Source organism: Burkholderia arboris, assembly GCF_902499125.1.
Lineage (GTDB): Bacteria > Pseudomonadota > Gammaproteobacteria > Burkholderiales > Burkholderiaceae > Burkholderia > Burkholderia arboris.
Genome location: NZ_CABVPX010000030.1, coordinates 15,972 through 36,758 on the forward strand (window position 1 = coordinate 15,972; position 20,787 = coordinate 36,758).

The 20,787-nt window shown below is 61.2% G+C and carries 25 protein-coding genes; 15 read left to right on the forward strand and 10 right to left on the reverse strand.

Annotation, left to right across the window (positions count from 1 at the left end; all coding sequences use genetic code 11):
• The first annotated feature begins 7 nt into the window (after positions 1 to 7).
• The 3 genes from tnpA to tnpC are packed head-to-tail and all read left to right on the forward strand — an operon-like array spanning position 8 to position 2,364.
• Positions 8 to 424, forward strand: coding sequence for an IS66-like element accessory protein TnpA (gene tnpA, locus BLA15945_RS28830; RefSeq protein WP_012339755.1), 417 nt, complete (start codon positions 8 to 10; stop codon positions 422 to 424).
• Entirely contained in the window at positions 421 to 762 is a 342-nt protein-coding gene (gene tnpB / locus BLA15945_RS28835) for an IS66 family insertion sequence element accessory protein TnpB (protein ID WP_012339754.1), read from the forward strand. Before tnpA ends, tnpB begins: the two co-directional genes overlap by 4 nt.
• Positions 763 to 813: 51 nt before the next feature.
• A complete protein-coding gene (gene tnpC / locus BLA15945_RS28840) occupies positions 814 to 2,364 on the forward strand; it encodes an IS66 family transposase (RefSeq protein WP_012339753.1) in 1,551 nt (516 codons plus the stop codon).
• Between the two features lie 179 nt (positions 2,365 to 2,543).
• Here tnpC and BLA15945_RS28845 read toward each other — a convergent pair whose 3' ends face one another.
• The 3 genes from BLA15945_RS28845 to BLA15945_RS28855 form a co-directional block, all read right to left on the reverse strand.
• A complete protein-coding gene (locus BLA15945_RS28845; protein ID WP_174994019.1) occupies positions 2,544 to 3,437 on the reverse strand; it encodes a LysR family transcriptional regulator in 894 nt (297 codons plus the stop codon).
• Positions 3,438 to 3,738: 301 nt separating this feature from the next.
• Positions 3,739 to 4,938, reverse strand: coding sequence for a DUF3089 domain-containing protein (locus tag BLA15945_RS28850; RefSeq protein WP_174993984.1), 1,200 nt, complete (start codon positions 4,936 to 4,938; stop codon positions 3,739 to 3,741).
• An 848-nt stretch (positions 4,939 to 5,786) separates the two neighbouring features.
• Positions 5,787 to 6,191 (reverse strand): DUF2384 domain-containing protein, encoded by a 405-nt coding sequence (locus BLA15945_RS28855; RefSeq protein WP_080331033.1) that lies wholly within the window; start codon positions 6,189 to 6,191, stop codon positions 5,787 to 5,789.
• A 760-nt stretch (positions 6,192 to 6,951) separates the two neighbouring features.
• On the opposite strand from BLA15945_RS28855, the gene BLA15945_RS28860 reads away from it, so the two are divergent.
• From BLA15945_RS28860 to BLA15945_RS28870, 3 genes are all read left to right on the forward strand, one after another.
• Positions 6,952 to 7,137 carry a hypothetical protein gene (locus BLA15945_RS28860; protein ID WP_174993985.1) on the forward strand — a complete coding sequence of 62 codons (186 nt, stop codon included), beginning with the start codon at positions 6,952 to 6,954 and terminating at the stop codon, positions 7,135 to 7,137.
• Positions 7,138 to 7,404, forward strand: a complete 267-nt coding sequence (locus BLA15945_RS28865; protein WP_174993986.1) for a DUF1488 family protein — start codon at positions 7,138 to 7,140, stop codon at positions 7,402 to 7,404.
• Between the two features lie 111 nt (positions 7,405 to 7,515).
• Positions 7,516 to 9,096 carry a SagB/ThcOx family dehydrogenase gene (locus BLA15945_RS28870; RefSeq protein ID WP_233464328.1) on the forward strand — a complete coding sequence of 527 codons (1,581 nt, stop codon included), beginning with the start codon at positions 7,516 to 7,518 and terminating at the stop codon, positions 9,094 to 9,096.
• A 296-nt stretch (positions 9,097 to 9,392) separates the two neighbouring features.
• Here BLA15945_RS28870 and BLA15945_RS28875 read toward each other — a convergent pair whose 3' ends face one another.
• From BLA15945_RS28875 to BLA15945_RS28885, 3 genes are all read right to left on the reverse strand, one after another.
• Positions 9,393 to 9,680: a hypothetical protein gene (locus BLA15945_RS28875; protein WP_059240861.1), complete on the reverse strand. Its 288-nt coding sequence runs from the start codon at positions 9,678 to 9,680 to the stop codon at positions 9,393 to 9,395.
• A 225-nt stretch (positions 9,681 to 9,905) separates the two neighbouring features.
• Positions 9,906 to 10,178 (reverse strand): hypothetical protein, encoded by a 273-nt coding sequence (locus BLA15945_RS28880; RefSeq protein WP_059238153.1) that lies wholly within the window; start codon positions 10,176 to 10,178, stop codon positions 9,906 to 9,908.
• A 62-nt stretch (positions 10,179 to 10,240) separates the two neighbouring features.
• Positions 10,241 to 10,438: a hypothetical protein gene (locus tag BLA15945_RS28885; RefSeq protein ID WP_059240860.1), complete on the reverse strand. Its 198-nt coding sequence runs from the start codon at positions 10,436 to 10,438 to the stop codon at positions 10,241 to 10,243.
• A gap of 699 nt (positions 10,439 to 11,137) precedes the next feature.
• Here BLA15945_RS28885 and BLA15945_RS28890 point away from each other — a divergent pair.
• A complete protein-coding gene (locus BLA15945_RS28890; protein WP_059238152.1) occupies positions 11,138 to 11,455 on the forward strand; it encodes a hypothetical protein in 318 nt (105 codons plus the stop codon).
• 164 nt (positions 11,456 to 11,619) lie between these two features.
• The gene (locus BLA15945_RS28895) at positions 11,620 to 11,880 is read left to right on the forward strand and encodes a hypothetical protein (RefSeq protein WP_059238149.1); all 261 of its coding nucleotides are present in this window, start codon (positions 11,620 to 11,622) and stop codon (positions 11,878 to 11,880) included.
• Positions 11,881 to 12,041: 161 nt separating this feature from the next.
• On the opposite strand, the gene BLA15945_RS28900 is transcribed toward BLA15945_RS28895, so the two are convergent.
• Entirely contained in the window at positions 12,042 to 12,281 is a 240-nt protein-coding gene (locus BLA15945_RS28900) for a hypothetical protein (RefSeq protein ID WP_059238147.1), read from the reverse strand.
• Between the two features lie 1,034 nt (positions 12,282 to 13,315).
• Between BLA15945_RS28900 and BLA15945_RS28905 the strand changes: the two genes are divergently transcribed.
• From BLA15945_RS28905 to BLA15945_RS28915, 3 genes are all read left to right on the forward strand, one after another.
• On the forward strand, positions 13,316 to 13,519 hold the full coding sequence (locus BLA15945_RS28905; RefSeq protein WP_059238145.1) for a cold-shock protein: 204 nt from the start codon (positions 13,316 to 13,318) through the stop codon (positions 13,517 to 13,519).
• Positions 13,520 to 14,069: 550 nt separating this feature from the next.
• Positions 14,070 to 14,336: a translation initiation factor IF-1 gene (infA, locus tag BLA15945_RS28910; RefSeq protein WP_081051969.1), complete on the forward strand. Its 267-nt coding sequence runs from the start codon at positions 14,070 to 14,072 to the stop codon at positions 14,334 to 14,336.
• Positions 14,337 to 14,409: 73 nt separating this feature from the next.
• Positions 14,410 to 14,694: a hypothetical protein gene (locus BLA15945_RS28915; protein WP_059240859.1), complete on the forward strand. Its 285-nt coding sequence runs from the start codon at positions 14,410 to 14,412 to the stop codon at positions 14,692 to 14,694.
• Positions 14,695 to 14,949: 255 nt separating this feature from the next.
• On the opposite strand, the gene BLA15945_RS28920 is transcribed toward BLA15945_RS28915, so the two are convergent.
• The 3 genes from BLA15945_RS28920 to BLA15945_RS28930 all read right to left on the reverse strand — a co-directional run bounded on the left by BLA15945_RS28920 (position 14,950) and on the right by BLA15945_RS28930 (position 17,378).
• Positions 14,950 to 15,198, reverse strand: coding sequence for a hypothetical protein (locus BLA15945_RS28920; RefSeq protein WP_233464329.1), 249 nt, complete (start codon positions 15,196 to 15,198; stop codon positions 14,950 to 14,952).
• 128 nt (positions 15,199 to 15,326) lie between these two features.
• On the reverse strand, positions 15,327 to 15,509 hold the full coding sequence (locus BLA15945_RS28925) for a hypothetical protein (RefSeq protein ID WP_174993978.1): 183 nt from the start codon (positions 15,507 to 15,509) through the stop codon (positions 15,327 to 15,329).
• 1,233 nt (positions 15,510 to 16,742) lie between these two features.
• Complete coding sequence (locus BLA15945_RS28930) at positions 16,743 to 17,378, reverse strand: glutathione S-transferase family protein (protein WP_174993988.1); 636 nt, start codon at positions 17,376 to 17,378, stop codon at positions 16,743 to 16,745.
• Positions 17,379 to 17,575: 197 nt separating this feature from the next.
• On the opposite strand from BLA15945_RS28930, the gene BLA15945_RS28935 reads away from it, so the two are divergent.
• From BLA15945_RS28935 to BLA15945_RS28950, 4 genes are all read left to right on the forward strand, one after another.
• Positions 17,576 to 17,854: a phosphopantetheine-binding protein gene (locus BLA15945_RS28935; protein WP_196486645.1), complete on the forward strand. Its 279-nt coding sequence runs from the start codon at positions 17,576 to 17,578 to the stop codon at positions 17,852 to 17,854.
• A gap of 46 nt (positions 17,855 to 17,900) precedes the next feature.
• On the forward strand, positions 17,901 to 18,416 hold the full coding sequence (locus BLA15945_RS28940) for a gamma-glutamylcyclotransferase family protein (protein ID WP_059238135.1): 516 nt from the start codon (positions 17,901 to 17,903) through the stop codon (positions 18,414 to 18,416).
• A gap of 484 nt (positions 18,417 to 18,900) precedes the next feature.
• Positions 18,901 to 20,205, forward strand: a complete 1,305-nt coding sequence (locus BLA15945_RS28945; RefSeq protein ID WP_174993990.1) for an MFS transporter — start codon at positions 18,901 to 18,903, stop codon at positions 20,203 to 20,205.
• A 36-nt stretch (positions 20,206 to 20,241) separates the two neighbouring features.
• A complete protein-coding gene (locus BLA15945_RS28950) occupies positions 20,242 to 20,766 on the forward strand; it encodes a flavin reductase (protein ID WP_059238133.1) in 525 nt (174 codons plus the stop codon).
• The last annotated feature ends 21 nt before the right edge of the window (positions 20,767 to 20,787 follow it).

Consider the following 20,787-nt stretch of genomic DNA (forward strand, 5'->3'; position numbering starts at 1 on the left):
AGATGTAATGGGAATCAGATTGATGAGGCCAGTGGTGCATGGAAGACAACCGGGATCGAGGAACTACACGAAGGAGTTTCGGGAAGCGGTTGCTGCAGAAGCGAACGATCCGAATCGCTCGATTGCCGAGGTAGCTCGTGCGCACGGCTTGAACGCCAATATGGTCGCGCAGTGGCGAAGAAGCTTACTAGATGCGCAACGTGTACCGTCGGTACCAAACATCGCGCTGCTGCCTGTTGATGTGGTCGATCTGCCTGCGAAAGACGTCCCAAACCGCGCTCTACCGCAAACGCTGGATGTGTCGGCGAGCCCGGCAATGCCACCGGGCTGTGAAATCGAGATCGAGGTCGGCAAACGACGTATTCGTATCCGCGGTGTGTCGCAGGAGTTCGCCGAACAGTATTTGCGAGACTGTCTGAAGTGATCCCGCCGAACACGCGAATCTGGATCGCGGCGGGCGTCACGGACATGCGTTCCGGCTTCAACTCGTTGGCCGCGAAGGTACAAACCGTGCTGGAGAAGGATCCCTACAGCGGGCACGTGTTCGTGTTCCGGGGTAAGCGCGGCGACTTGCTGAAGTGCTTGTGGTGGTGCGACGGTGGCCTGTGCCTGCTCTCGAAGCGCCTCGAGAAAGGACGTTTCGCGTGGCCGCGCGCCGATGCCGGTGTTGTTGCGCTGACGACCGCTCAGCTCGCGCTCTTGCTCGAAGGTTTCGATTGGCGGCAACCGGTCGATGCGGCACGCCCGCGCAGCGCATTGTAAACGTTCATTACGTGTGGAGAGCTTGATGGTGGCGTCGTGTAAGCTCACTGCATGTCCGCTGCTCCCACCGATCTCCCCGACGACATTGATGCGCTGAAGGCGATGGTCGCCAGTTTGCGCGAGCAGCTCTCGTCGCGCGCGATCGAGATCGAACATCTGAAGCTGACGATCGCCAAGCTGCGCCGGATGCAGTTCGGCCGGAAATCGGAGAAGCTGGATCGCCAGATCGAACAGCTTGAATTACGTCTGGAAGACCTGCAGGCCGACGAAGGTTCGGCCGATATGGCCACGGCTGCAGCAGTGAAGCGGCCGAGTCGCGAAGGTGCGGGCCGCAAGCCGTTGCCGGATCACCTTGAGCGCGAAGAGCGCATCCATCTGCCAGCCGACGATGACTGCCCCGATTGCGGCGGGCAACTCAAGCCGCTGGGCGAAGACGTCGCGGAACAGCTCGAATACGTGAGGGCGCACTTCCGCGTGATTCGTCACCGCCGTCCGAAGCTGGCCTGCGCGTGCTGCGATCGCATCGTGCAGGCTGCGGCACCGAGTCGGCCGATCGACCGCGGCATCCCGGGACCGGCGCTGCTCGCACACATCGCCGTGTCGAAGTTCGCGTACCACATCCCGTTGCACCGCCAGGCAGTTATGTACGCGCGTGAGGGCGTCGAGATCGATCCGGGCGCAATGGGGTATTGGATGGGCAGTATCACGGCGCTGCTCGCACCGCTGGTCGACGCCGTGCGCCGCTACGCGCTGGCCGGCGGCAAGGTTCATGCGGACGACACGCCGCTGCCAGTGCTGGCGCCCGGCAACGGCCGCACGAAGACAGGACGTCTGTGGGTCTACGTGCGTGATGATCGGCCAAGTGCCTCCGAAGAGCCGGCGGCGGTCTGGTTCGCCTACACACCCGATCGACGGGGTGAGCATCCACAGCAGCATCTTGCAGACTTCGCCGGCGTGCTGCAAGCCGATGCGTTTGCGGGCTATGCCGAGCTGTATCGCGGCGGCACCATCCAGGAAGCTGCCTGCATGGCCCACGCTCGCCGAAAGATCCATGATCTACATGCCGTCCGTCCCAATGCGGTAACGGAGGAAGTGCTGCACCGGATCGGCGCGCTCTACAAGATCGAGGAGCAGATCCGTGGCAAGCCACCTGATGAGCGGCACGGTGTGCGCCAGGCGCGAGCGGTGCCGCTGCTCGACGACATGAAACGCTGGTTCGAAGCAACGCTCGCCACGCTCTCTGCAAAATCCGACACGACCAAGGCGATTCGGTACGCGCTGAATCGCTGGCCGGCGCTCATCTACTACTGCAGCGACGGGCATGCGGAAATCGACAATCTGATCGCCGAGCGAGCACTGCGCGGTGTCGCCCTCGGCAGACGGAATTACTTGTTCGTCGGCGCTGACTCAGGTGGCGAACGTGCCGCCGCGATGTATAGCCTGATCGGCACGGCACGCCTGAACGGCCTCGATCCCGAGGCGTATCTCGCCTATGTGCTTGAGCGCATTGCTGACCATCCGATCAACCGCATCGACGAACTGCTGCCGTGGAACGTGGCGCCGTCGCTGCCGTCTACTGCTCACGTCGAGCCCATCCGATAGCATCGCGATTCTCCTGTCGTCAACGACATACGCTACGGTGCTGGTCGAGTGATTACTGTAAATCCGTGACGCCGGCCGGCTATTGCCGGCACTCTCCGCTCATCGCAGAACTCACCCCTTGAAGAGCCGGATATGGTCGGGAACTGCGCCTAATCATAAATATGAGAAGTTCCCCATATTCACAAATTCCGGCCGACCCTCGTGAAATAGTCGCACACCGCGTGCATCGCGGGACTCAGCTCGATGTTCTTGCGCCACGCGAGGCCAACGCTCATCGGCGGCACCGGGTCGCGCAGCACGATCGTCTCGATACGCCGCCCTTCGAGCGACCACGGGCGATACACCATGTCGGACGCGATCGCGACACCGCTGCCGTTCGCGACCATGCTGCGCACCGCCTCGACCGACGAGGTGCGCAGGATCACGTTCGGCCGATACGGCGTCTCGTTCCAGTAACGCAGCGCGGTCTGCCCGGCCTCGTCCACCGTCAGCATCACGAACGGCTCGTGCGCGACCTCCGCGAACGTGACGCTCTCGCGCCGCAGCAGCGGATGATGCGCGCCGACCCACAGCCTGCGCACCGAATGGATCACCGGCTCCAGCATGAGCTCCAGATTCGACACGTTCGACGTGAGCAGCACGGCCATGTCGTAGCGGCTCGCGATCACCCGGTCCTCGATCGACTCGCGGTTCTGCTCGTGCAGATGGATCGTCAGGCGCGGATAGAGCGTATTGAGCCGCAACAAGTGATGAGGCAGGAAGTAACCGAGCATCGCGTAGCTCGCGGCGATCGCGAGCGTACCGGTCAGCGTGCTTTCGAGATTCGGGATCCGCATCGCCTCGTCGATCGACGACAGGACCGTGTACGCGTGATTGAGAAAACGCCGTCCGGTATCGGTCAGCGTCACGCCCGACGACGTGCGCACGAACAGCGGTGTGCCGAGACGGTCCTCCAGTTCCTTGATCGCGCTCGTCACGGCCGACTGCGAGATCGTGAGCTGGATCGCGGCCTGCGAGATCTGTCCGAGCTCGGCGGTCGCGACGAAATACTTGAGCTGTCTGAGCGTCAGGATCCTTTCCGGTGGAAAACTGATGGGGGCGCGGTAAACATCATATCAACCGACCGTCTCGCGACAATCCGGGGCCGCCCGACCCACGCAGATCCGCGTGCCGCAGCGCCGGGTGGTCGATTCTCGCGATATCTGAAAAATCGATACGGTTGCATCCAAAAATAGAACTATTTTGACGCACCCAGCACGGTTTAACCTGCGTTCAACACGGTTTCGACATGCGTCGCGGCGCACGCGAAACCGGAGAACATGGAGGAACGAACCGGCCTCCACGATTCCCGGTGCGGTTCAAATACCGGAGCCGCTACTTTTGCGACCAACTTGCAGCCTGTCGTCCGGCAAGCTTGACTAGGTTCCCCATGACCAGCTCCATGTCAGCATCGTGGACACCCCAGTTCGACAGCAAGACGGGGCCGACAATGACGTGCCCGGGGATATGTCTCTTGCGCAGATCGCCACTCGCGTCCGGGGTGATGAAGTCGATCGAAAGATAACCGGCGCCGTCGTCGCGCGTCACGCACTTTGCCTTGAGAAAGTCCGGTAATTTGACAAGCGGGGTCCCCACCGCCAAAGCACGCCTCGTCCATTCGATAGGTGCCTTGCCATCATCCGTTGTGCGGCTGGCGTCGATATAGGGAATCAAGCGGCCGTTGTCGCTGGAAAGTTCTGCGGGGTTGGAGCAGTTATTGGTCGTTCCGGCTGCGGTGCTCATACCGAATGCCTTGCTCCAGGATGGCGGCGGCGCATCCGCCTCAAAGCTCGAGAACGAAATGAAGCAACCCGTCTGCGATGCTTTCGTGCAGACGGGTACTGTCTTGAACTCGTTCTTGTCCACATTGGTTTTGGATGTGGCAATCACGACACCTGCCAGATAAGCAGATACCAGCTTTTTCTGGTCCGCCTTTCCGTCGATCTCATTCTTGATGAGATCGCGCAAGATAAACGAACCCTGACTATGGCCGATGAGGATAACACCGCGACCATGATTGTCATGGGCGAGGTAGTGCTTCCACGCCGCAACGACATCGTCATAGGCAGTCTTGTATTGCGGAGCCGCCGCCATGACGGCATTGGGATCGAATTTCTTCAGGTCGGTTGCATATTCAGCCATGAGTTTCAACGTAACCTGTCGATACATCGGCGCGAACAGGCGGCAAACGTTGGAAAAACGCGCAAACTGCGTGCGAATGCGATCGAACTGGGCGCTCTCCTGCTCAAGATTGCTGACGTCGGCGTCCTGTGTGGAAACCGTTGGATAGACGTAGAAACAATCAATTTTCTTCTCGTCGTCAGGCGTGTGGACGAATGGCTCCACGGTTTGTTCGCCTTTTCGCGAGATTTCCGTCGCGTTGATGTCGGTCGCGCAAGCATCGACCCGTCCCGGTTTGCAAAGCCAGTTGCGCTCGAGACCGTAGTCGGGAGCACTTGACACATCGGTCGCCGCCTGCGCGGCTGCCCAGAACAGGAAAAGCGAAAGAACAAGCGGAATTCGGATTTTTTTCAAGTTTCAACTCCGGACAGACAGAAAGCCGTCGCTTTTTTAGTTCGGGGGGTAAATCGTTCGCCGCGGTTGTACCTGACCGCAGCGACGCGTCCCCAGCTCGCCCCGTGCGGGGCCGCAGGGTCACGCCGCTGCGATCGTATCATCGATCACGCAGGCGACGTGATGCATCTAACAGGCCATGTTTCTCCGGAAGACCGCGCAAGTTGCACCAGGGCGCTATCGCCCGACGCTGCCCGAACGATGCGCACGCTCGTTACTTCGTTGTGTAGCCGCCGTTGACCAGGACGTTACTGGGTCCCGCGCGGACAGGTTCGGATTGCGTTCTCGGCCGCTTGTATTAGTGTTTTGGGAGCTTTCATCGTCGCATGGAGTGATGGTGATGGGTGCAACTTTACGTCAGCATCATTGCCTTTCCGCGTAGATGCATAACTCGGCACTGCACGCCTTAGCCGCTCTTATAGCACGCCACGGCTGGGAGATTTGCGCCGAGTCTATTGGCTCAGGAGTAAGTGAGCTGCCCACGCCTCTTACAAGCAATGCTTATTTAAGTTTGTCCTCTGCGGCAGCCGCCGCTTGCGCGGCATTCGACACGACAACCGACATCATGCGACGTTGAAGCTGGTTCAGCGCACGGGTTCGAAATGCATATTTTTCGAATGGCTGTACGGTCAAGGCGGCCGAAAAAATACCCGCTCATCGGGCGGGCATTTGGAGAGGTGGGGCAGGAACATACCGTGGAATCACCTCCAAGCCGGTAAGCCCCGCACCCTGTTTTCTTTCGCCGAACGGAAGTTAGCTACGATGTGAGAGTAGCCGCAATTTTGCGGACCCGCAACGTGTGTCTCCGGCTATCCAGCCGCACCGGCCTCGAGCGATGTGACGTAACGCAGCAGGTCTTCAGTGCGTCCCTCCGATATCAGCTCTTCGGCAGTCTTGTAGCCAAAGGTCGGCAGCGGTTCATTGCGATACCAAAACAGTGTGCTCCGTATATCTCCGGAGATATCGGTTGCAACTCGGATGACCCGCAGCGCGTCTCGAAGATACTTTTGCACGCTTTCGGCGCCGGGAAGACGACTGATGGTATTGCGATGGACGTGGGCTAGCAGTGCGAGTGTCTGCATATCGATATGCAGGGCGGCCGCGAAGCGTCGCGCCGAGACGATCGGCGCAGCGCTCTCCGAGTCCTCCAAAGACGCCAAGAACTGATCGAAATCGAGGGGTGGTGTTGAATCTCGGGTCAGACCGGAGTTCATGGAAGCTTTCTCGGCGCACACTATGTGCACATTTATAGCACAAGAAGTGCCGACATCGCTGGCCGCTGAAACGCTCATCCATTGTGCTGCTGGTCGCCGAGTTCCGCCGAGGCGCCTAGGTAGGGGCGTGACATTCCGAAGGACAACTTTTCTGAGAATTTCCGGGGCTGCGGACATCTTTTCTGAGACAAGAAGCATGCGGTGTTCTCAAAAAAGATGTCCAAGTCCTTGATCTGTCTAGGGGGCCAAAGACACCTTTTCTGAGAGCCCACAATTGTTGAGGACCGGCAATGAAGAGGCGATTCAACGAAGATGGTATGAACGCGCCCCGTCCCAGGCCATCGGGCAGGAAGGCTGGCGGCCGCCATGCCCAAATTTTGATGACGGTAGCGTTGCCTGGGGGGCGGGCCGATCATGGCCCTGACATGAGATAGCGCTTGCACGGCCGTGGTATAGGGCGCATTCTCGTGAGGTTCGATGCGCGCGACCGACGGTTTTGCTTCGACTCCTTACGCTTCCCCCTGTCCGCAAGCTACGCAGAAGGCTCACCACGACGATCCCGCGCGCGAACGTCGAAGCTGCGAACTTCGCGCGTCAACCGAGCCTCCGTCCGAGGTTCGATCCGGCAGTTCCGTGCGCGAGAGATGCCGTCGGCCGCAAGCCCGCGGGTCGTCGTCCGCTCCTCGTATGGGGCGGGCGACGACGAAACTCAGTCACCGCGACGGTCCTGAAACTTGAATTTCTTCTTTTGGGATCCGGCATGCCTAAGCAAACTGAACTGAACCCAGACACGCCCGCCAGGCAAGGCGATTACGTTGACGTGAAAAAGGCGCGCGCCTTGGCACTGAAGCGCGCGGACAGCGAGCGCGCCGAGAAGCGGCGCGAAAACGACGCCCGAATTAATGTCAACGCGAGCAAGTGGCGTTATATCTGTCAGGAGGGTTAGATGGGGAATAGCGCCGTAACACTCAACTTTCCCAATCCCAGCCGCACCTACGACGCTTCCAGACACTGTGTGTGCTTCTGGGGTTACGACAATTCTCGCGAGATTACCTTTCTGGTCGACGATGCGATGCTGGCGAAACTGAACTCCGACATGGGTTCCGGCGAGCCCGCCTTGCTTGCGGCCTTCGACCGCAATCGCGACCGGATTCTGGGACTTGCCAGAGACCTTTACAAGGGGGGGCCCCAGAACCGGTACACGATCTCGTGAGCGTGGCCCCCGTTTGCGCGCGCACCCCATGCGCGGCTTCTTTCTGACCTGCACTCGCCGCGCGTGCGGGTATTCCGGGTCTGAGGGGACATGGATCGGTCAAGGCGTGCGGTGCTTGATTATCACGAACGCAGCAAGCACCGTCTCAACTTCTACGCTCCTGGCCCTGGGGGGCTCGACTGGGCAACCCAGCCGGATTCGTTTCGCGTATTTCACGGCGCTCCGCGCGTTGCTCTGCCGTTGGCCGCGGACACCCTGGCCACCTGCTACAACGCGTTACGCTGCGGCACCCTGCCGCCCACGCAGGGATTCGATCTATCCAGTCTGGCAATCCTGTTCGAACTCTCGCTTGGCTTGTCGGCGTGGAAATCCTTTGGTGCCCAGCGGTGGGCACTGCGCTGCAACCCTTCGAGCGGAAATCTGCATCCGACCGAGGGCTATCTTCTGTGTCCGGCTCTGCCCGGCTTGCCCGCAGGCGTCTACCACTACCTGAGCCGGGATCATGCGCTTGAACATCGCGCTTCAGTGGACGAGCCACAATGGAACGAGGCGTTTTCTGAAAGTGGTGTCCTGGTCGGCATAAGCTCGATCCACTGGCGCGAGGCATGGAAATACGGCATGCGCGCCTGGCGCTACTGCCAGCAGGATTGCGGCCATGTCATCGCTGCGATGAGTTACGCAGCCGCAGCGCTCGGCTGGCAGACGCGGTTGATGGAGTCGGTTGCGGATGATGCCGTGGCCGGCTTGCTTGGAGTGGACCGCCGCGAAGATTTCAGGGAAGCCGAAACGGAGGCGCCGGATCTTTTGCTCTGGATTGGTAACCCTGATACGCGGCCCGATCTCGAGAGCATGCTGATCGCTTTGGACGGGGCACAGTGGCACGGACGCGCCAATCGACTGAGTTCGGGACATGTGGCCTGGCCGGACATCGATTCGATTCATCGCGCCACCCACAAGACCCACACTCGCGAACCACCTTCGCCACCGCATCCGGAGCAGTGTCCAGCGCCGGCGACGCCAACCCTCGATCTCAGCTTCGCCCGAATCGCCAGACAGCGTCGCAGCGCCGTGAATTTCGATGGCACGACGCGCATCAGCGACGCGACTTTATTCAGCATGCTGGCGTGCTTGCTGACACATCCCGACACGCCGCCGTGGAATGCGCAGATGTCTCCTGCCGCAGTGCATGCGGCGCTGTTGGTGCACCGCGTCGACGGGCTGGAGCCGGGCCTGTATATGCTCGTCAGGACACCGGGCGCACTGCCGGATCTCAAGCGATCTCTGCGTCCCGAATGGTTGTGGCAAAAGATCGGGCCGGACCATCTGCCGCTCTATCTTCTACTGCCGTACGATTTGCGCGCGGCGGCAAAGTTGATTTGCTGCCATCAGGATATCGGTGCCGATTCCTGCTTTGCGCTTGGAATGATCGCGAGATTCGAAATCGCGTTGAAGCAACCCTGGCGTTATCGCCATCTGTTCTGGGAATGCGGCATGCTCGGCCAGGCGCTCTATCTCGAAGCAGAAGCCGCCGGTGTGCGCGCGACGGGGATTGGCTGCTTTTTCGATGATGAGATGCACGCATTGCTCGGCGTGAAGGATCATGTCTGGCAATCCCTGTATCACTTCACCGTCGGTGGCGCGGTGGACGATCCACGCCTGTCGGCATGTCCGCCGTACGAGATTCAGCCTTGATGCGCAAGCCCACGCATCGATCCTGGCGGGGGAATATCCGCGAGGATCGCTCGCTGCCCGGGCATCGCAAGTCATTTCGATGCGATGAACGCCGCGGAAGCGAACCCATGACGCGTGCGTTCGGCTTCTGGCGTCGCCGTGGCCGATCGCTGCGCTCGACCGAACGAAGAAATGTGCCGGAGGATACCCTCCGCACGTGATCGTTTTTCAGAAACAACGACGGTCAAATCGGCCATCGACGAGAGAGCAACTCGCGGCCCGAACCAGTCAGCTGATGCCGGGCATCGGCAGCCTCGTCACATGTCGATGACCGAAGCGCCGCTCACCTTTCCGTCGATGATGTCCTCTCCCTGCTGCCGGGCGGCACGCCTTGCCATTCCAAAGTCAGAGAATGCAAGCGGTTGGTCCAGCCTGAAAACACGGCTCGCGGCGGAGGTTGCTATCGCGCCCGGGCGACATATCCGCACCGCAACGTCATACCCTTCGGCGTAGCGGGAATGTCCGTCAAAGCGAATGAATGTGCGGGCGAAGACGAGGGGATGAAGCTCATACCCCTTGTAGAAAAGAAGCGGGCGTGTCGACATGTTGGTCACTCCACAGGGGGTGAGTCACTATACCTTCGAACGAGCACCTTAGGGCGGCGCCGAGACGATTACCGCAATTGAATTGACCGAAGGTGGCCTGGCGCGTATCGCGATCACGAGCTCCGCGAAGCGGATCGCTGCCTGCACGTGACGACGGCTGTCAGCCTCGCTCCTCTTCGGTGCGTGGCGATCTCTTCGAATCCATCTCCGCCCGAACGCGGCTTTTCATTTCCGCCGCCGCAGCCGGCTTAGCAGCTCAAGTGCCACCGTGTCAGCGTCGTTGTTGAGCATTTCCGCTCGCAACAGCAGGCCGCCGACACGAACGGCTGCATCCCAGCTATCTTCGGTCATTGCCTGATGGTTGCGTGCAAGCTGCTCGGCAAGAGCCAGGAGCGCCACCATCCTGGCCGACTCGCCAGAAGTCCGGCGCTCCTCCCTCCCGGCAATGAGCCGGAACAGACCAAGGACCGACTCGGCGGTCACGGAGGGGATAGTCATTCGGACTTTATACGCCCTTTCGGTCCGCCCCGCCCATATATCACGCCAGCCCCCGAACCTGCCTAGTACCGCCGCGCATACCCCTCGCGATACAGCGTAGCGCCGATTGACGTCAGCAGTGCGATCTCGTCCTCACTCAATCGACTCCATGCCTCCGCCAACCAGCCAGCGAACCCGGCACACGCATGGTCCAGATCGGCGGCCGCCTTTCCTTCCGCGTTCATCCGCTCGAAGATCGTCATCACGTCATGTGGCTTCATGGTCGGCTCCTTGTGAGCTTCCAGCATAGTTGATCGGGGGCGTCCGCCCCTACTTCGTCGCGCGCTCGATTTTCGCTCTGCCCGTGGCCACAAGCCGAAACCGGCCATTAGCGGTTCGACCCGGTGTCCCGTTCCGTTGACGTCAACATGCCACGTGCATATGGATCGGTTAAAGCCTGCCTGCGGCACGTCATCGCTCGCATTGCCGAGCATCCCCTGAACTGCGTCGGCCAGTTGCTGCCACCGGCCGTCGCTGATTTGTCTTGCTCCAATATCGTCCGGGTGCCTGGCTAAATCCATTCGCAGTCCGCAGGACTAGTCGGTCATGAACGACGAAGGAGGATATCTGCGACGGCTGCAACTGCGTTACCGGCCCGGATGAAGGTCGTGAACGTAGAGGGCGCCTGCCTGAACGCCCCGCGCCTGGATATCGTGTGCGTAGTCAGCCTGCGGCTGGAGACACTGCCTGCGGTACCAGGGGACGTACTCGCGAACGGAATCCTGGGCGGAATGCCGCTTAACCGAGGGACACGGCGGCTCGAATGTCATCGTGACGTAGGCAGCCAGCGGCAGCTGATGGCCGCCTGTTGCCTGCCGCAGCGACGCATGGCACTCGATTCAACGAATGAGCGCTGCGGTCACGGCTCTCATGGTCGCAATGGGACTACACTGAAGACGCTATAGCAGTAGGAGACAGTGATGAGAGACCCCGACCCCAAAAGCACCTTCCGGGGGCTGCCGCTAACTGCGGAGCAGGACGCGGAAGTGAGGCACTACATCAAGGTCCGAACCAGCCGTGGCCTGCCGTGGGACACGCCGGAGCTGAGCGCGATGCTCAAGGACATGCTGCTCCCCCCGGGTGACAGCAACAGCGATGCCGACTCCCCGGAAGACGAAACCAAAGCGGCTGCTGAGCGCGCAACGGCGTCGGTTGACGAAGCGATGGACCCCATCGAGGCGAGTGAAGAGCGGAATGCGGCCATGGAGTCGGAAAGCATGAAAGGACCGAGACGATAAAACCGCAGGCAATGATGCTTGCTGTCTGGTAGCGCCGTATGTCGGGGATCGTGATGTACACCGCATGGGTTCAGTGCGCATGATTTCAACGCCTGAGCGGGTGCCGTCGGCCCCCCGTGACATCGAGCCCCGCGACATCTGCGCTGAACACAAGGGGGCTGAATATGCGGCTGATCGAACCGGATGAACACCGAGACTTTCTGGCGACCCTGGCGCGCCGTGGTTTGGCAGAGGGCGATTTCGATCTGCAGGAAACCGATACGACCGATCCGAAGGGTGATGAGAACCTCGGTCTGCAGGGCTATGTCACCATAACCAGGTTCTCGACGCAGATTGCGAGGGAATACGTGGTCGGCGACGAAAGCGACTGGCTACAGCATTTCAGGAAAGATCTCGAAGCGGGTGCCTTCGATAGACTGGAATGATTTCCCGACGCGACGTGCCGCACCTGGGAGGAAGTCCGGCTTACGAGAGTCGCGGACTTCGTGGGCGAGGGACTCGTGCGGCCCGATGGCGTGGGCGCGGGAAAGACGAGCGGCGCAATGGAGGCGCTTCCTGCGCGGGTGGCTGGCGTGCCACCCGAAGTTCAAATCATCGACGCTGGGAGATCGTCGACCCAATACGCCTCGAGCCATTCGAGGGCCCAGCTTTTCGCAAAGACAATCGCGTCCTCGCGCACATCGAAGCCAGCCAGATCTCCGCTCAGTTGCACGTCATACTCGCTGCCATCCGAACGATTGATGCTGATCCGCGCGTGTGCCATGTATTCCCCGTCGGCTCTGCGCGGTGTCGGGTCGATATGGAATCGGGTTGAATCGAGCTGCATTTTCCTTCCTCCTTCAGTTGCTGCGGGACCAGTGGCCACCGCGAGCGTTTCGTCGCGACCGGGACCATCAAATATCGAGGAATGCCATGATATGACCTGCCTCCGGGCCCGATTCTCAGCTCGACATTCCGCCTTTGCGCAACAGCGCGCGGATCGAGAGAAACATCAGAAAGGCATCCTCATCGATTTCATGACGACGATCGAGAATGACGTCATCCAGCTCGGCACGAGCGTCATACGGCAGGAACTGCTCGATGACGCCAGAACCATCGTGTCGAATTCACTTCAACAGGTCTTTCCTGTTCATGTCCAGTCTCCCGCCGATGCCGGCACGCCATGCGCCAGGCGTGCTCGAGTCTGTGGCGCCGCCGCGGACGCAGAAGCAGGATGGACAGGGGAAGAGATCGGGACGCGCTATCCAACACGCTCATGCCCTGCAGACACGTATCGATCAGACGCTTCGTATAGGGAGGCGATGCGTGTCGCGCTCGTCCGCATTGCGCGGTTTCGATGAGAGGCCCGATCACGTTCGGAGGGGGGCGCGCCTTGAGTGGCGCGGGAATCGGTAGCGAGTCAGTCAACGAATCCATCCTACGCCCATTGGCGAACTTGTACAGCGAAAGTTCTGCGCGAACCGCCGCATGGCTTGTGGCCCCGATCGGGCGCGGGGACGCATCGGTTCCGTCACGTGTGAACAATCGCCGGTACGCGGAGCGATGGTGCCCTGACGGTATCGTCGAAATTTCACTTAGAAATTCGAAACAACTCGAAGCCATGGAGACAAAGATGTGCAACCGGGGCGAGCTTCGCCGATCGCGGCGTCTTCTTGCGCGCCTACCCGACATGCTCCGACCGAAACAGCTTGACAGGGTGTTTGGCCCCGCGTAGGGTGGGTGTCTGAAGCCTTCAAGAAGCGTGATTGCTGCTCATCACTGACCGCGGAACGCGGTATTCGTTGTCCTCTCCCTCCTTGATCCTTTTTCGTGCACCCCTATCGGGGCGCATGCATATTGTCCAATATCAGGAGAGTTTCCATGGATACCGGTACCGTCAAGTGGTTCAACGACAACAAGGGTTTTGGCTTCATCACGCCTGACAGCGGCGGCGATGATCTGTTCGCGCACTTCTCGGAGATTCGCGGCGATGGCTTCAAGACGCTGGCCGAAGGTCAAAAGGTCAGCTATGAGACGAAGCACGGGCCCAAGGGTCTGCAGGCATCGAACATCACTCCTCAGTAATCCACATCATTCTCCGATCCTGCGTACAGGGTCGGTCATGCAGTCATCGGTCGGGATCTTTCGCATCCGCCGCAGGCGTCCCCGGTCCTCCTGCGACTACCGTTTCGCGTCGAGACGACTTGCACGGATATGTGCGAACGTACACCACAAGGAAGAAGGTGGGGACGCCGCGCGTCCGGCGGCGAACGACTGGACGGCTCATTCATCGTGAGTTTGCGATCGACGCGTACGGAGGTAACTTTGACCAAGAGTCAGTTGCGCAACAAGCGATCACTCGCGAGACCACGGCGCTCCAAGGATTGGCCGATGCTCGGCGCGGCGCTGAACTGGGTGCCGCCGAAGGCACCCGCTGCGCCCGCCAGATCGAGCGGGAAGAAGCGCTCCACCGAGACGCGCTAGCGGCCGGACAGGGCGTGGCCCGCATGTCGTGTTGGTACGCGCTCCCCACGCATGGTCAATCTCGTATTTGCAATGAAGCCGCGCCCTGTCGGGGGCGGAGATCCGCACGCCACTGCGATTGCGGTGCGTCACATCGATTGGAGAAATTGATTTGGCAAAGGAAGAATTGCTGGAATTGGACGGCGTAGTGAATGAGGTGCTTCCGGACAGCAGGTTTCGCGTCACCCTGGAAAACGGTGCGGTCGTTGCGGCGTACGCATCGGGCCGCATGCGCAAGCACCGCATTCGCATTCTCGTTGGCGATCAGGTCAGGCTCGAATTGTCGGTCTATGACCTGACCAAAGGGCGTATCAATTTCCGGCACAAAGACGAACGGGCTTCGCCCAGTGCGCCACGAAACCGATTTGTTCGACGCTGACCATGTAGCGTCGATACAGGATTGATCGCGCTCGTCTACGCAGTTTGTAGCCATCAATCACCAGGAGTTCATCATGAGTATGTGTACCTATCGCGGATTCGAAATATATCCGCTGATCTACCCTCACTTTCACGCAGGCGCCGGCCGTACTCACAACTACGAAGCCGGTTTCGACGCGGCGGTCAAGGTTTGCCTGCGCGGCACCGACACCACGCTGACCCGGAGCCAGACCTTCAAGCTTGTCGACGGTGCGCCGTTTGCCAGTGCCGGTGACGCACGCCGGGCCTCGCAACGTTACGCAGAAGACATCATCGACCGGAACCGAGGCGAGCACTGGATGCTCGACGCGGTTCTTTGAGACGACTCTTTGTCGAACAGCAATGCATGGGTGCGCGCGTCAATCGGAGACTCGCGTCCCGATCCGATATTGAGCGAGCCGATGCCATGCTGCCGGTCACGGGAAACTTGCACCGTAACACCGGCATTCCTTTTTTCCGTGCTCTCAAAGCAGATCAACGGACGAGCGGCCGCATTGTGCGACTGGCGTGCCACGCGCTGATGGACGTCGCGTTGTCGAGCGACGCTGCGTAGCCACTAATCCGCCGACGCAGATTCAATCGATTCCTTGCGCTTTTTCGTGCACCTCGATTTGCTCGTCGAGCAAACTGCGCGCGAGCGTTCGAGCGGCGTCACGCGCCTCTATGTCCGTCGAAAAATCCCCTTCGGTATCGTGTTGCTCAGAGGAGTCAGGATCCTCTCCAATGCGGTGCACGTGGACGATTCCGCGATAGCGCCCAGACACGGTCTTCACCACGCGAAGGCGTGCCACGTGCGTATGGGTTGTACATACTTCATCATCCATGATGCCTTCCTTGCCAGGACCCCTGGTAAGACAACGACATGGTCGACTACACCCGCCCGCCTGCATCCGTGCGTTTGGTCCCCGGTAAACTTCGGCAAGGCGGGGTTGTCGCCGCCAGCGTGGGCACGTCAATGTTTGCGATGCAGCCACCCCAGGTGATGCGAGTCCAACCACTGAACAACTTCCATACCGGGATGTTCGCTCTGGTAACGGCGCGCCAACGCGAGGGCAACCACCGCGACCACCGCAAGACCAACCACCCAACCAATCATCGACTGAGTCATGACAGCCTCCTTGTGGAATGCAGCCATGACTGAATTCTAGGCGTCTTGGGGGAAGGATTCCCAAGTTCTGCTACGCCGCGAGGATGTATCGCCTCCACATATACGATCCTGGGGACGGTACGCTCGACCTCTTTCCGATCGGTAGCGCCCCATAGCCACGGACCCGGTTCGCAAGCGATCAAGCAGGTCATGGACTGGACAAGCGTCGCGTCGGAAAGCGAACCTCTGCTGTCTCGGCACCAGGATGCAGGCAAATGCGCTCTCATGTGTCTTGCGACAGACCGCGGTTGAACAGTCGCGGGGCCAACAGGCGCCATCCGATCGCTTCGACGCCACCGATACCCGGGCGGATTGCTGTTCCCGGGCCGCTTGGCCGACAGGGGCGCATGCTCGATCGAACCCGAGATATCTGTCGCTATGCGTCAGGCGTCCTTGTCGAGCCACCACGGCTTCGCTGCTCGCTCGACCGGATAGTAGTCGAGCGGCTTGCCAGCGAGCCGTTTCGGGCGCAGATCGTGGCCGGACCATGCCTTACCCGACGATGGGCCATGGTATTTCGCTGGCGCTCGGGTCCTGCGCGACTTCCGGAAACCAGCGGCACACGGCAAATCATTCATCGGATGGTTCTACCGGAATACTCCGATGCAGGCGGGCGACATTCCCAAAGACGAATTCTCTGAGAAATCCCATACCCAAGGACATTTTTTCCGAGCTGGGTAGCATGGGGTTGTTTCAAAAAATATGGCTAAGTCATTGATTTTTATCGGGCGGAAAAGTCCCTTTTTCCGAGGGGCCCGAGTTGTTGTTGTCTCTCCGAAAAGATGTCCGGCTTCTCAATCTGTTGCCCTCCACCTACATGCCAGCCGATACGTTTGCCGTGTTTGGTGATCGGCGAGAAGGTGCGTGATTGTTTCCGACGAGGCTGGAATCGCCGGATTGATATTTTCCGCGACTCAATCGGTTGTCGAAAATATATTGGACGTCTCGAAATGGATGCTGCATTGTTCACGCATTCGCCGTGATCGCGGAAATTGTGCCGAAGGGGCCAGGTGACACGAGCGAACGCCATTCACGATTGCGGTCGCGGCTCCTGTTCCCGGAGTCGTGGCACGGGTCGGCCGGGCATTGAAAATAATGTCCGTGGGCCAGGCCGGGGCAACAAAGAAAGAAAAGCGGCGAAAAGGACCTGAGAAGATGAAGGAGACGCGACGGACGCGGGCAGCACTCCGGATCGGGCACATGCCCGACCCGGTTTCGCCATTACGCCCAGACCGAGATCTGTTCGACCGACAGCGCGGTCGCAACGGCAGGGCGGCGGAGCATGCGCTCCGTATGTGCAGCCCAATGCGCGAACCCGCGCATGTCGAGCTTCAGCATGTTCCCCCATTTGAAGAAGATCAGCAGCATCGGATCGACGATCGAGTAATGCTCGCCGAGTGCCCAGTCGTGCGCGGCGAGCCGTTCGTCGATTTGCGCGTACGCGGCGAGGATGCCGGTGCGTCCTTTCGCACGGATACCGTCGTGCGCGGCCGTGTCGTCGCTGAAGCGCGACGGATGGAAATTGAGCGCGACCGTCCCGGGCAGCACTGACGCGAGCCAGTTCATCCACTCGACGGCACGTGCGATGCCCATCGCGGTATCGGGCAGCAGCCGGGCCTCGGGATAGCGCATGCCGAGATAGAGCAGGATCGCGGACGACTCGGTCAGCACATCGTCGCCGGTGTGCAGCACGGGCACCTTGCCTTTCGGGTTGAGTTGCCGGAATTCGGCGCTCTGCGTTGCACCGTCCTTGATCGAGACGAGTGCGAGTTCGAACGGCGCGCCGAGCTCGCGCAGGATGACGTGCGGTGCAAATGACAGGTGGCCGGGGCAGTAGAACAACGTATGAGTTTTCATATTGGTTAAGTGTCCTATTTATATGAATCGGGAAGCTGACCGGGTTGTCGTGTCGACGCGTCGCATGGTGCATGACGCCCGCTCGAAAGTCAAAAACGAAAGACGATGTGAAGGATAGTGCGGCTCGATGCGAATGTCGCCGGCGGGCGCGATGCATGCGGGACGGGACGAACGAAAGTTTCTGGAGCGTAATCGTGATGCGGATGATGAGTCTCGACGAATTGATCGACAGCGTGAAGACGTTTCTGGCCGGCATCGATCCGGGCGCCCCGGCACGTGTGACGGCGCAGACGAACCTGCTCGATGCCAGCCTGCTCGATTCGCTGTCGCTCGTGCACTTCGTGTTGTTCATCGAGCAGACGCTCAGGATCGAGATTCCGATCGGCGATTTCGTGCTCGACTCGATCGCGTCGGTCGCGGCGATCTACGACCACTACGTGCTGGGTACGCCGCGCGCTGCAGGTTCTTCATGCTGATGCGCGCCTGTCCAACCTCGAACGTCACGACCCGGGACGCGACACGATGACGACGGAAGACCTGCTGAGCGGCGAGCATTTCGCGTATTTCGCGTACGGCTCGTGCATGAATCTCGCGAGCCTGTCGACCTCGCTCGGATGCGATGCGGCGGCATATTTCGCGGGCGCGGCGCGGCTCGATGACCACCGTCTCGCCTTCAACTACGCGTCGCTCAACGAGCCAGTTTGCTGCGCCAACATCGAACCGGCTGCAGGCGCAATCGTCGAGGGGGCGCTGTACCGGTTGCCGATGGGCATGCTCGCCGCGCTGGAGCGCCGCGAAGGCGTGCATCTCGGCCGCTACGTACGGTGCGCGGTCGAGGTGTCGGAGCAGGGCGGGCAGCGCGTGCACGCGCTGACGTATCGCGGTGCAGTCACGCTCGACTGCGACGCCGCGCCGAGTGCACGCTATCGCGACCTGCTGGTGCGCGGGCTGGCCGATGCGGGCGTGTCGACGTCGTATCGGGACAGCACGGTCGCCTACATCGCCGGGTTGCGCGATCGCCCGCCAGCAATGCAGTGACGGCACGCCGTGCGCGGCCGGATGGAATCACGATACCGGAGGCTCCACAAGGGCGTCCGGTCCAGCGGTGCGTTCTCGACTTCGAACGTCGACGAACGTTGTAAAGGAGCCCTAAGCGGGCATGTGAGCAAAAGGCTGAACATGAAGAACGCTTTCGACTACCCGCGCGCGCTGCGCGCGTTCCATCCTGCCGGCGACGCAGTTCCCGGGCACAACGACGTACAACGAGCCCCCGGGGGCGTCGCGCTGTCGCGACCGGCCATCGCGACACCGATGCGCACCTGATCCGCAGCACCCGAACCGGATTCGACGAACCGCTGAACGGACGTCGCACGCAGGCGTGCGGCCCGCGGCATCCTGCGCGCGCGAACGTGACGGCTGCGCTCGGCCGCGCTGGGCGACGCGGCCCGATGCCGAGCGGCGCAAGCCGGAATCCGGACGCCGTGCGCAACAAAAAATAACCGATCGAAAGAAAGGAAAAATCATGGAGACGCTTGTATCGACCGTATCGCCCGCATTGCGGGTTTCGGAGGAAGCAGCCTATCGCAAGGTCGCGTGGCGGCTGATGCCGCTGCTGCTGTTCTGCTATCTCGTGTCGTATCTCGATCGCGTCAACGTCGGCTTCGCGAAGCTGCAGATGGCCGGCGATCTCGGGCTGTCCGATGCGGCCTACGGGCTTGGCGCCGGCATCTTCTTCTTCGGCTACTTCATCTTCGAAGTACCGAGCAACCTGATTCTCCATCGTGTCGGCGCACGCGTCTGGATCGCGCGGATCATGGTGACGTGGGGCGCGATATCCGCGCTGACGATGTTCGTCACGACGCCGGCGGCGTTCTACGCGATGCGCTTCGTGCTCGGCGCCGCCGAGGCCGGGTTCTTCCCGGGCGTGATCCTGTACCTGACCTACTGGTATCCGGCGCACCGGCGCGGGCGGATGACGACGGTGTTCATGACGGCCGTGGCGCTGTCGGGGGTCGTCGGCGGCCCGGTGTCCGGCTACATCCTGAAGGCGTTCGACGGGCTCAACGGCTGGCACGGCTGGCAGTGGCTTTACCTGCTCGAAGGGTTGCCGTCGATCGTCGCCGGCGTGCTCGTGTATGCGCTGCTCGACGACCGGATTGCGCAGGCGAAATGGTTGAGCGACGACGAGCGCGCGCTGCTCGAGCGCAACGTGAACGCGGAGGAAGCCGTCAAGTCGCATCTGTCGCTGGGCGCCGTGATGGTGAATCCGCGGGTCTGGCTGATGTGCGCGATCTACTTCTCGTTCGTCATCGGACTGTATGGCGTCGGGTTCTGGCTGCCGACGCTCATTCATGCGACCGGTGTGGCCGATCCGCTGACGATCGGGCTGCTGTCGACGGTGCCGTACGCGCTGGCGGTGCTGGCGATGATCGCGATCGCGCGCAGTTCGGACCGGCAGCGCGAGCGGCGCTGGCACCTTGCGGTGCCTGGCGCGATGGGCACGGTCGGGCTCGTGCTCGCGGTCGGATGGGCGCATCAGACCGGGCTTGCGATCGCGGCGCTGACGCTCGCGACGATGGGCATCCTCACCGCGATTCCATTGTTCTGGAGCTTGCCGACCGCTTTTCTCGGCGGCACCGCGGCGGCCGCCGGGATCGCGATGATCAACTCGATCGGCAATCTCGCGGGATTCCTCGGCCCCTATCTGATGGGGCTGCTCAGGCAGGTGACCGGATCGAACGACGCAGGCCTTTACATGATGGCCGGCTGCATGGCGCTGGGCGGGCTGCTCGCGCTGTCGTTGCCGAAGGCGCTGGTGAACCGGTAGCGCGGCGTTTCCCCCAATGCATCCCGGAGACAGGACATGATCCACAACGAACCCGCGCTGTTCACCGACCAGTCGATCGGCGCTTCGCCGCAACGCTTTCGCGACGCGATGTGCCGCGTTGCGTCGGCGGTTCACGTACTCACGAGCGACGGGCCGGCGGGGCGCTGCGGCATGACGGCGACCGCCGTGCTGTCGGTGTCGGACGCGCCGCCGACGGTGCTGGTGTCGGTCAATCGAGACAGCGTGTCGGCGCAGCGGCTGATCGCGAACGAGGTGTTCTGCGTGAACACGCTCGGCGCGGCCGACCGGTTTCTCGCCGACGTGTTCGCGGGCCGCACCGCGCACGCACGCGACGAGCGCTTCTCGGTGGGCGAATGGGGCACGCTCGCGACGCGCGCGCCGGTGCTGGCGAGTGCACGCATCGCGCTCGACTGCCGGCTCGTGGCATCGATGAGCGCCGCGACGCACGAGCTGCTCGTGGGCGAAGTGGTGTCGCTGCATTGCGCGGCGCCCGACGACGACGCGCTCGTCTATCTGCAGCGCGAATTCCGCGTCGTATAACGACGCGCGCCGACAGGACGA

Bases quoted from the DNA above. Each gene is read 5' to 3' on its own strand.
- BLA15945_RS28940 (WP_059238135.1), top strand. From the start codon at position 17,901: ATGACGACGGAAGACCTGCTGAGCGGCGAGCATTTCGCGTATTTCGCG.
- tnpA (WP_012339755.1), top strand. From the start codon at position 8: ATGGGAATCAGATTGATGAGGCCAGTGGTGCATGGAAGACAACCGGGA.
- BLA15945_RS28860 (WP_174993985.1), top strand. From the start codon at position 6,952: ATGCCTAAGCAAACTGAACTGAACCCAGACACGCCCGCCAGGCAAGGC.
- BLA15945_RS28890 (WP_059238152.1), top strand. From the start codon at position 11,138: ATGAGAGACCCCGACCCCAAAAGCACCTTCCGGGGGCTGCCGCTAACT.
- BLA15945_RS28875 (WP_059240861.1), bottom strand. From the start codon at position 9,680: ATGTCGACACGCCCGCTTCTTTTCTACAAGGGGTATGAGCTTCATCCC.
- BLA15945_RS28880 (WP_059238153.1), bottom strand. From the start codon at position 10,178: ATGACTATCCCCTCCGTGACCGCCGAGTCGGTCCTTGGTCTGTTCCGG.
- BLA15945_RS28920 (WP_233464329.1), bottom strand. From the start codon at position 15,198: ATGGATGATGAAGTATGTACAACCCATACGCACGTGGCACGCCTTCGC.
- BLA15945_RS28935 (WP_196486645.1), top strand. From the start codon at position 17,576: ATGCGGATGATGAGTCTCGACGAATTGATCGACAGCGTGAAGACGTTT.
- BLA15945_RS28930 (WP_174993988.1), bottom strand. From the start codon at position 17,378: ATGAAAACTCATACGTTGTTCTACTGCCCCGGCCACCTGTCATTTGCA.
- BLA15945_RS28900 (WP_059238147.1), bottom strand. From the start codon at position 12,281: ATGCAGCTCGATTCAACCCGATTCCATATCGACCCGACACCGCGCAGA.
- tnpC (WP_012339753.1), top strand. From the start codon at position 814: ATGTCCGCTGCTCCCACCGATCTCCCCGACGACATTGATGCGCTGAAG.
- BLA15945_RS28925 (WP_174993978.1), bottom strand. From the start codon at position 15,509: ATGGCTGCATTCCACAAGGAGGCTGTCATGACTCAGTCGATGATTGGT.
- BLA15945_RS28865 (WP_174993986.1), top strand. From the start codon at position 7,138: ATGGGGAATAGCGCCGTAACACTCAACTTTCCCAATCCCAGCCGCACC.
- BLA15945_RS28855 (WP_080331033.1), bottom strand. From the start codon at position 6,191: ATGAACTCCGGTCTGACCCGAGATTCAACACCACCCCTCGATTTCGAT.
- BLA15945_RS28915 (WP_059240859.1), top strand. From the start codon at position 14,410: ATGAGTATGTGTACCTATCGCGGATTCGAAATATATCCGCTGATCTAC.
- BLA15945_RS28895 (WP_059238149.1), top strand. From the start codon at position 11,620: ATGCGGCTGATCGAACCGGATGAACACCGAGACTTTCTGGCGACCCTG.
- BLA15945_RS28945 (WP_174993990.1), top strand. From the start codon at position 18,901: ATGGAGACGCTTGTATCGACCGTATCGCCCGCATTGCGGGTTTCGGAG.
- BLA15945_RS28950 (WP_059238133.1), top strand. From the start codon at position 20,242: ATGATCCACAACGAACCCGCGCTGTTCACCGACCAGTCGATCGGCGCT.
- BLA15945_RS28885 (WP_059240860.1), bottom strand. From the start codon at position 10,438: ATGAAGCCACATGACGTGATGACGATCTTCGAGCGGATGAACGCGGAA.
- BLA15945_RS28905 (WP_059238145.1), top strand. From the start codon at position 13,316: ATGGATACCGGTACCGTCAAGTGGTTCAACGACAACAAGGGTTTTGGC.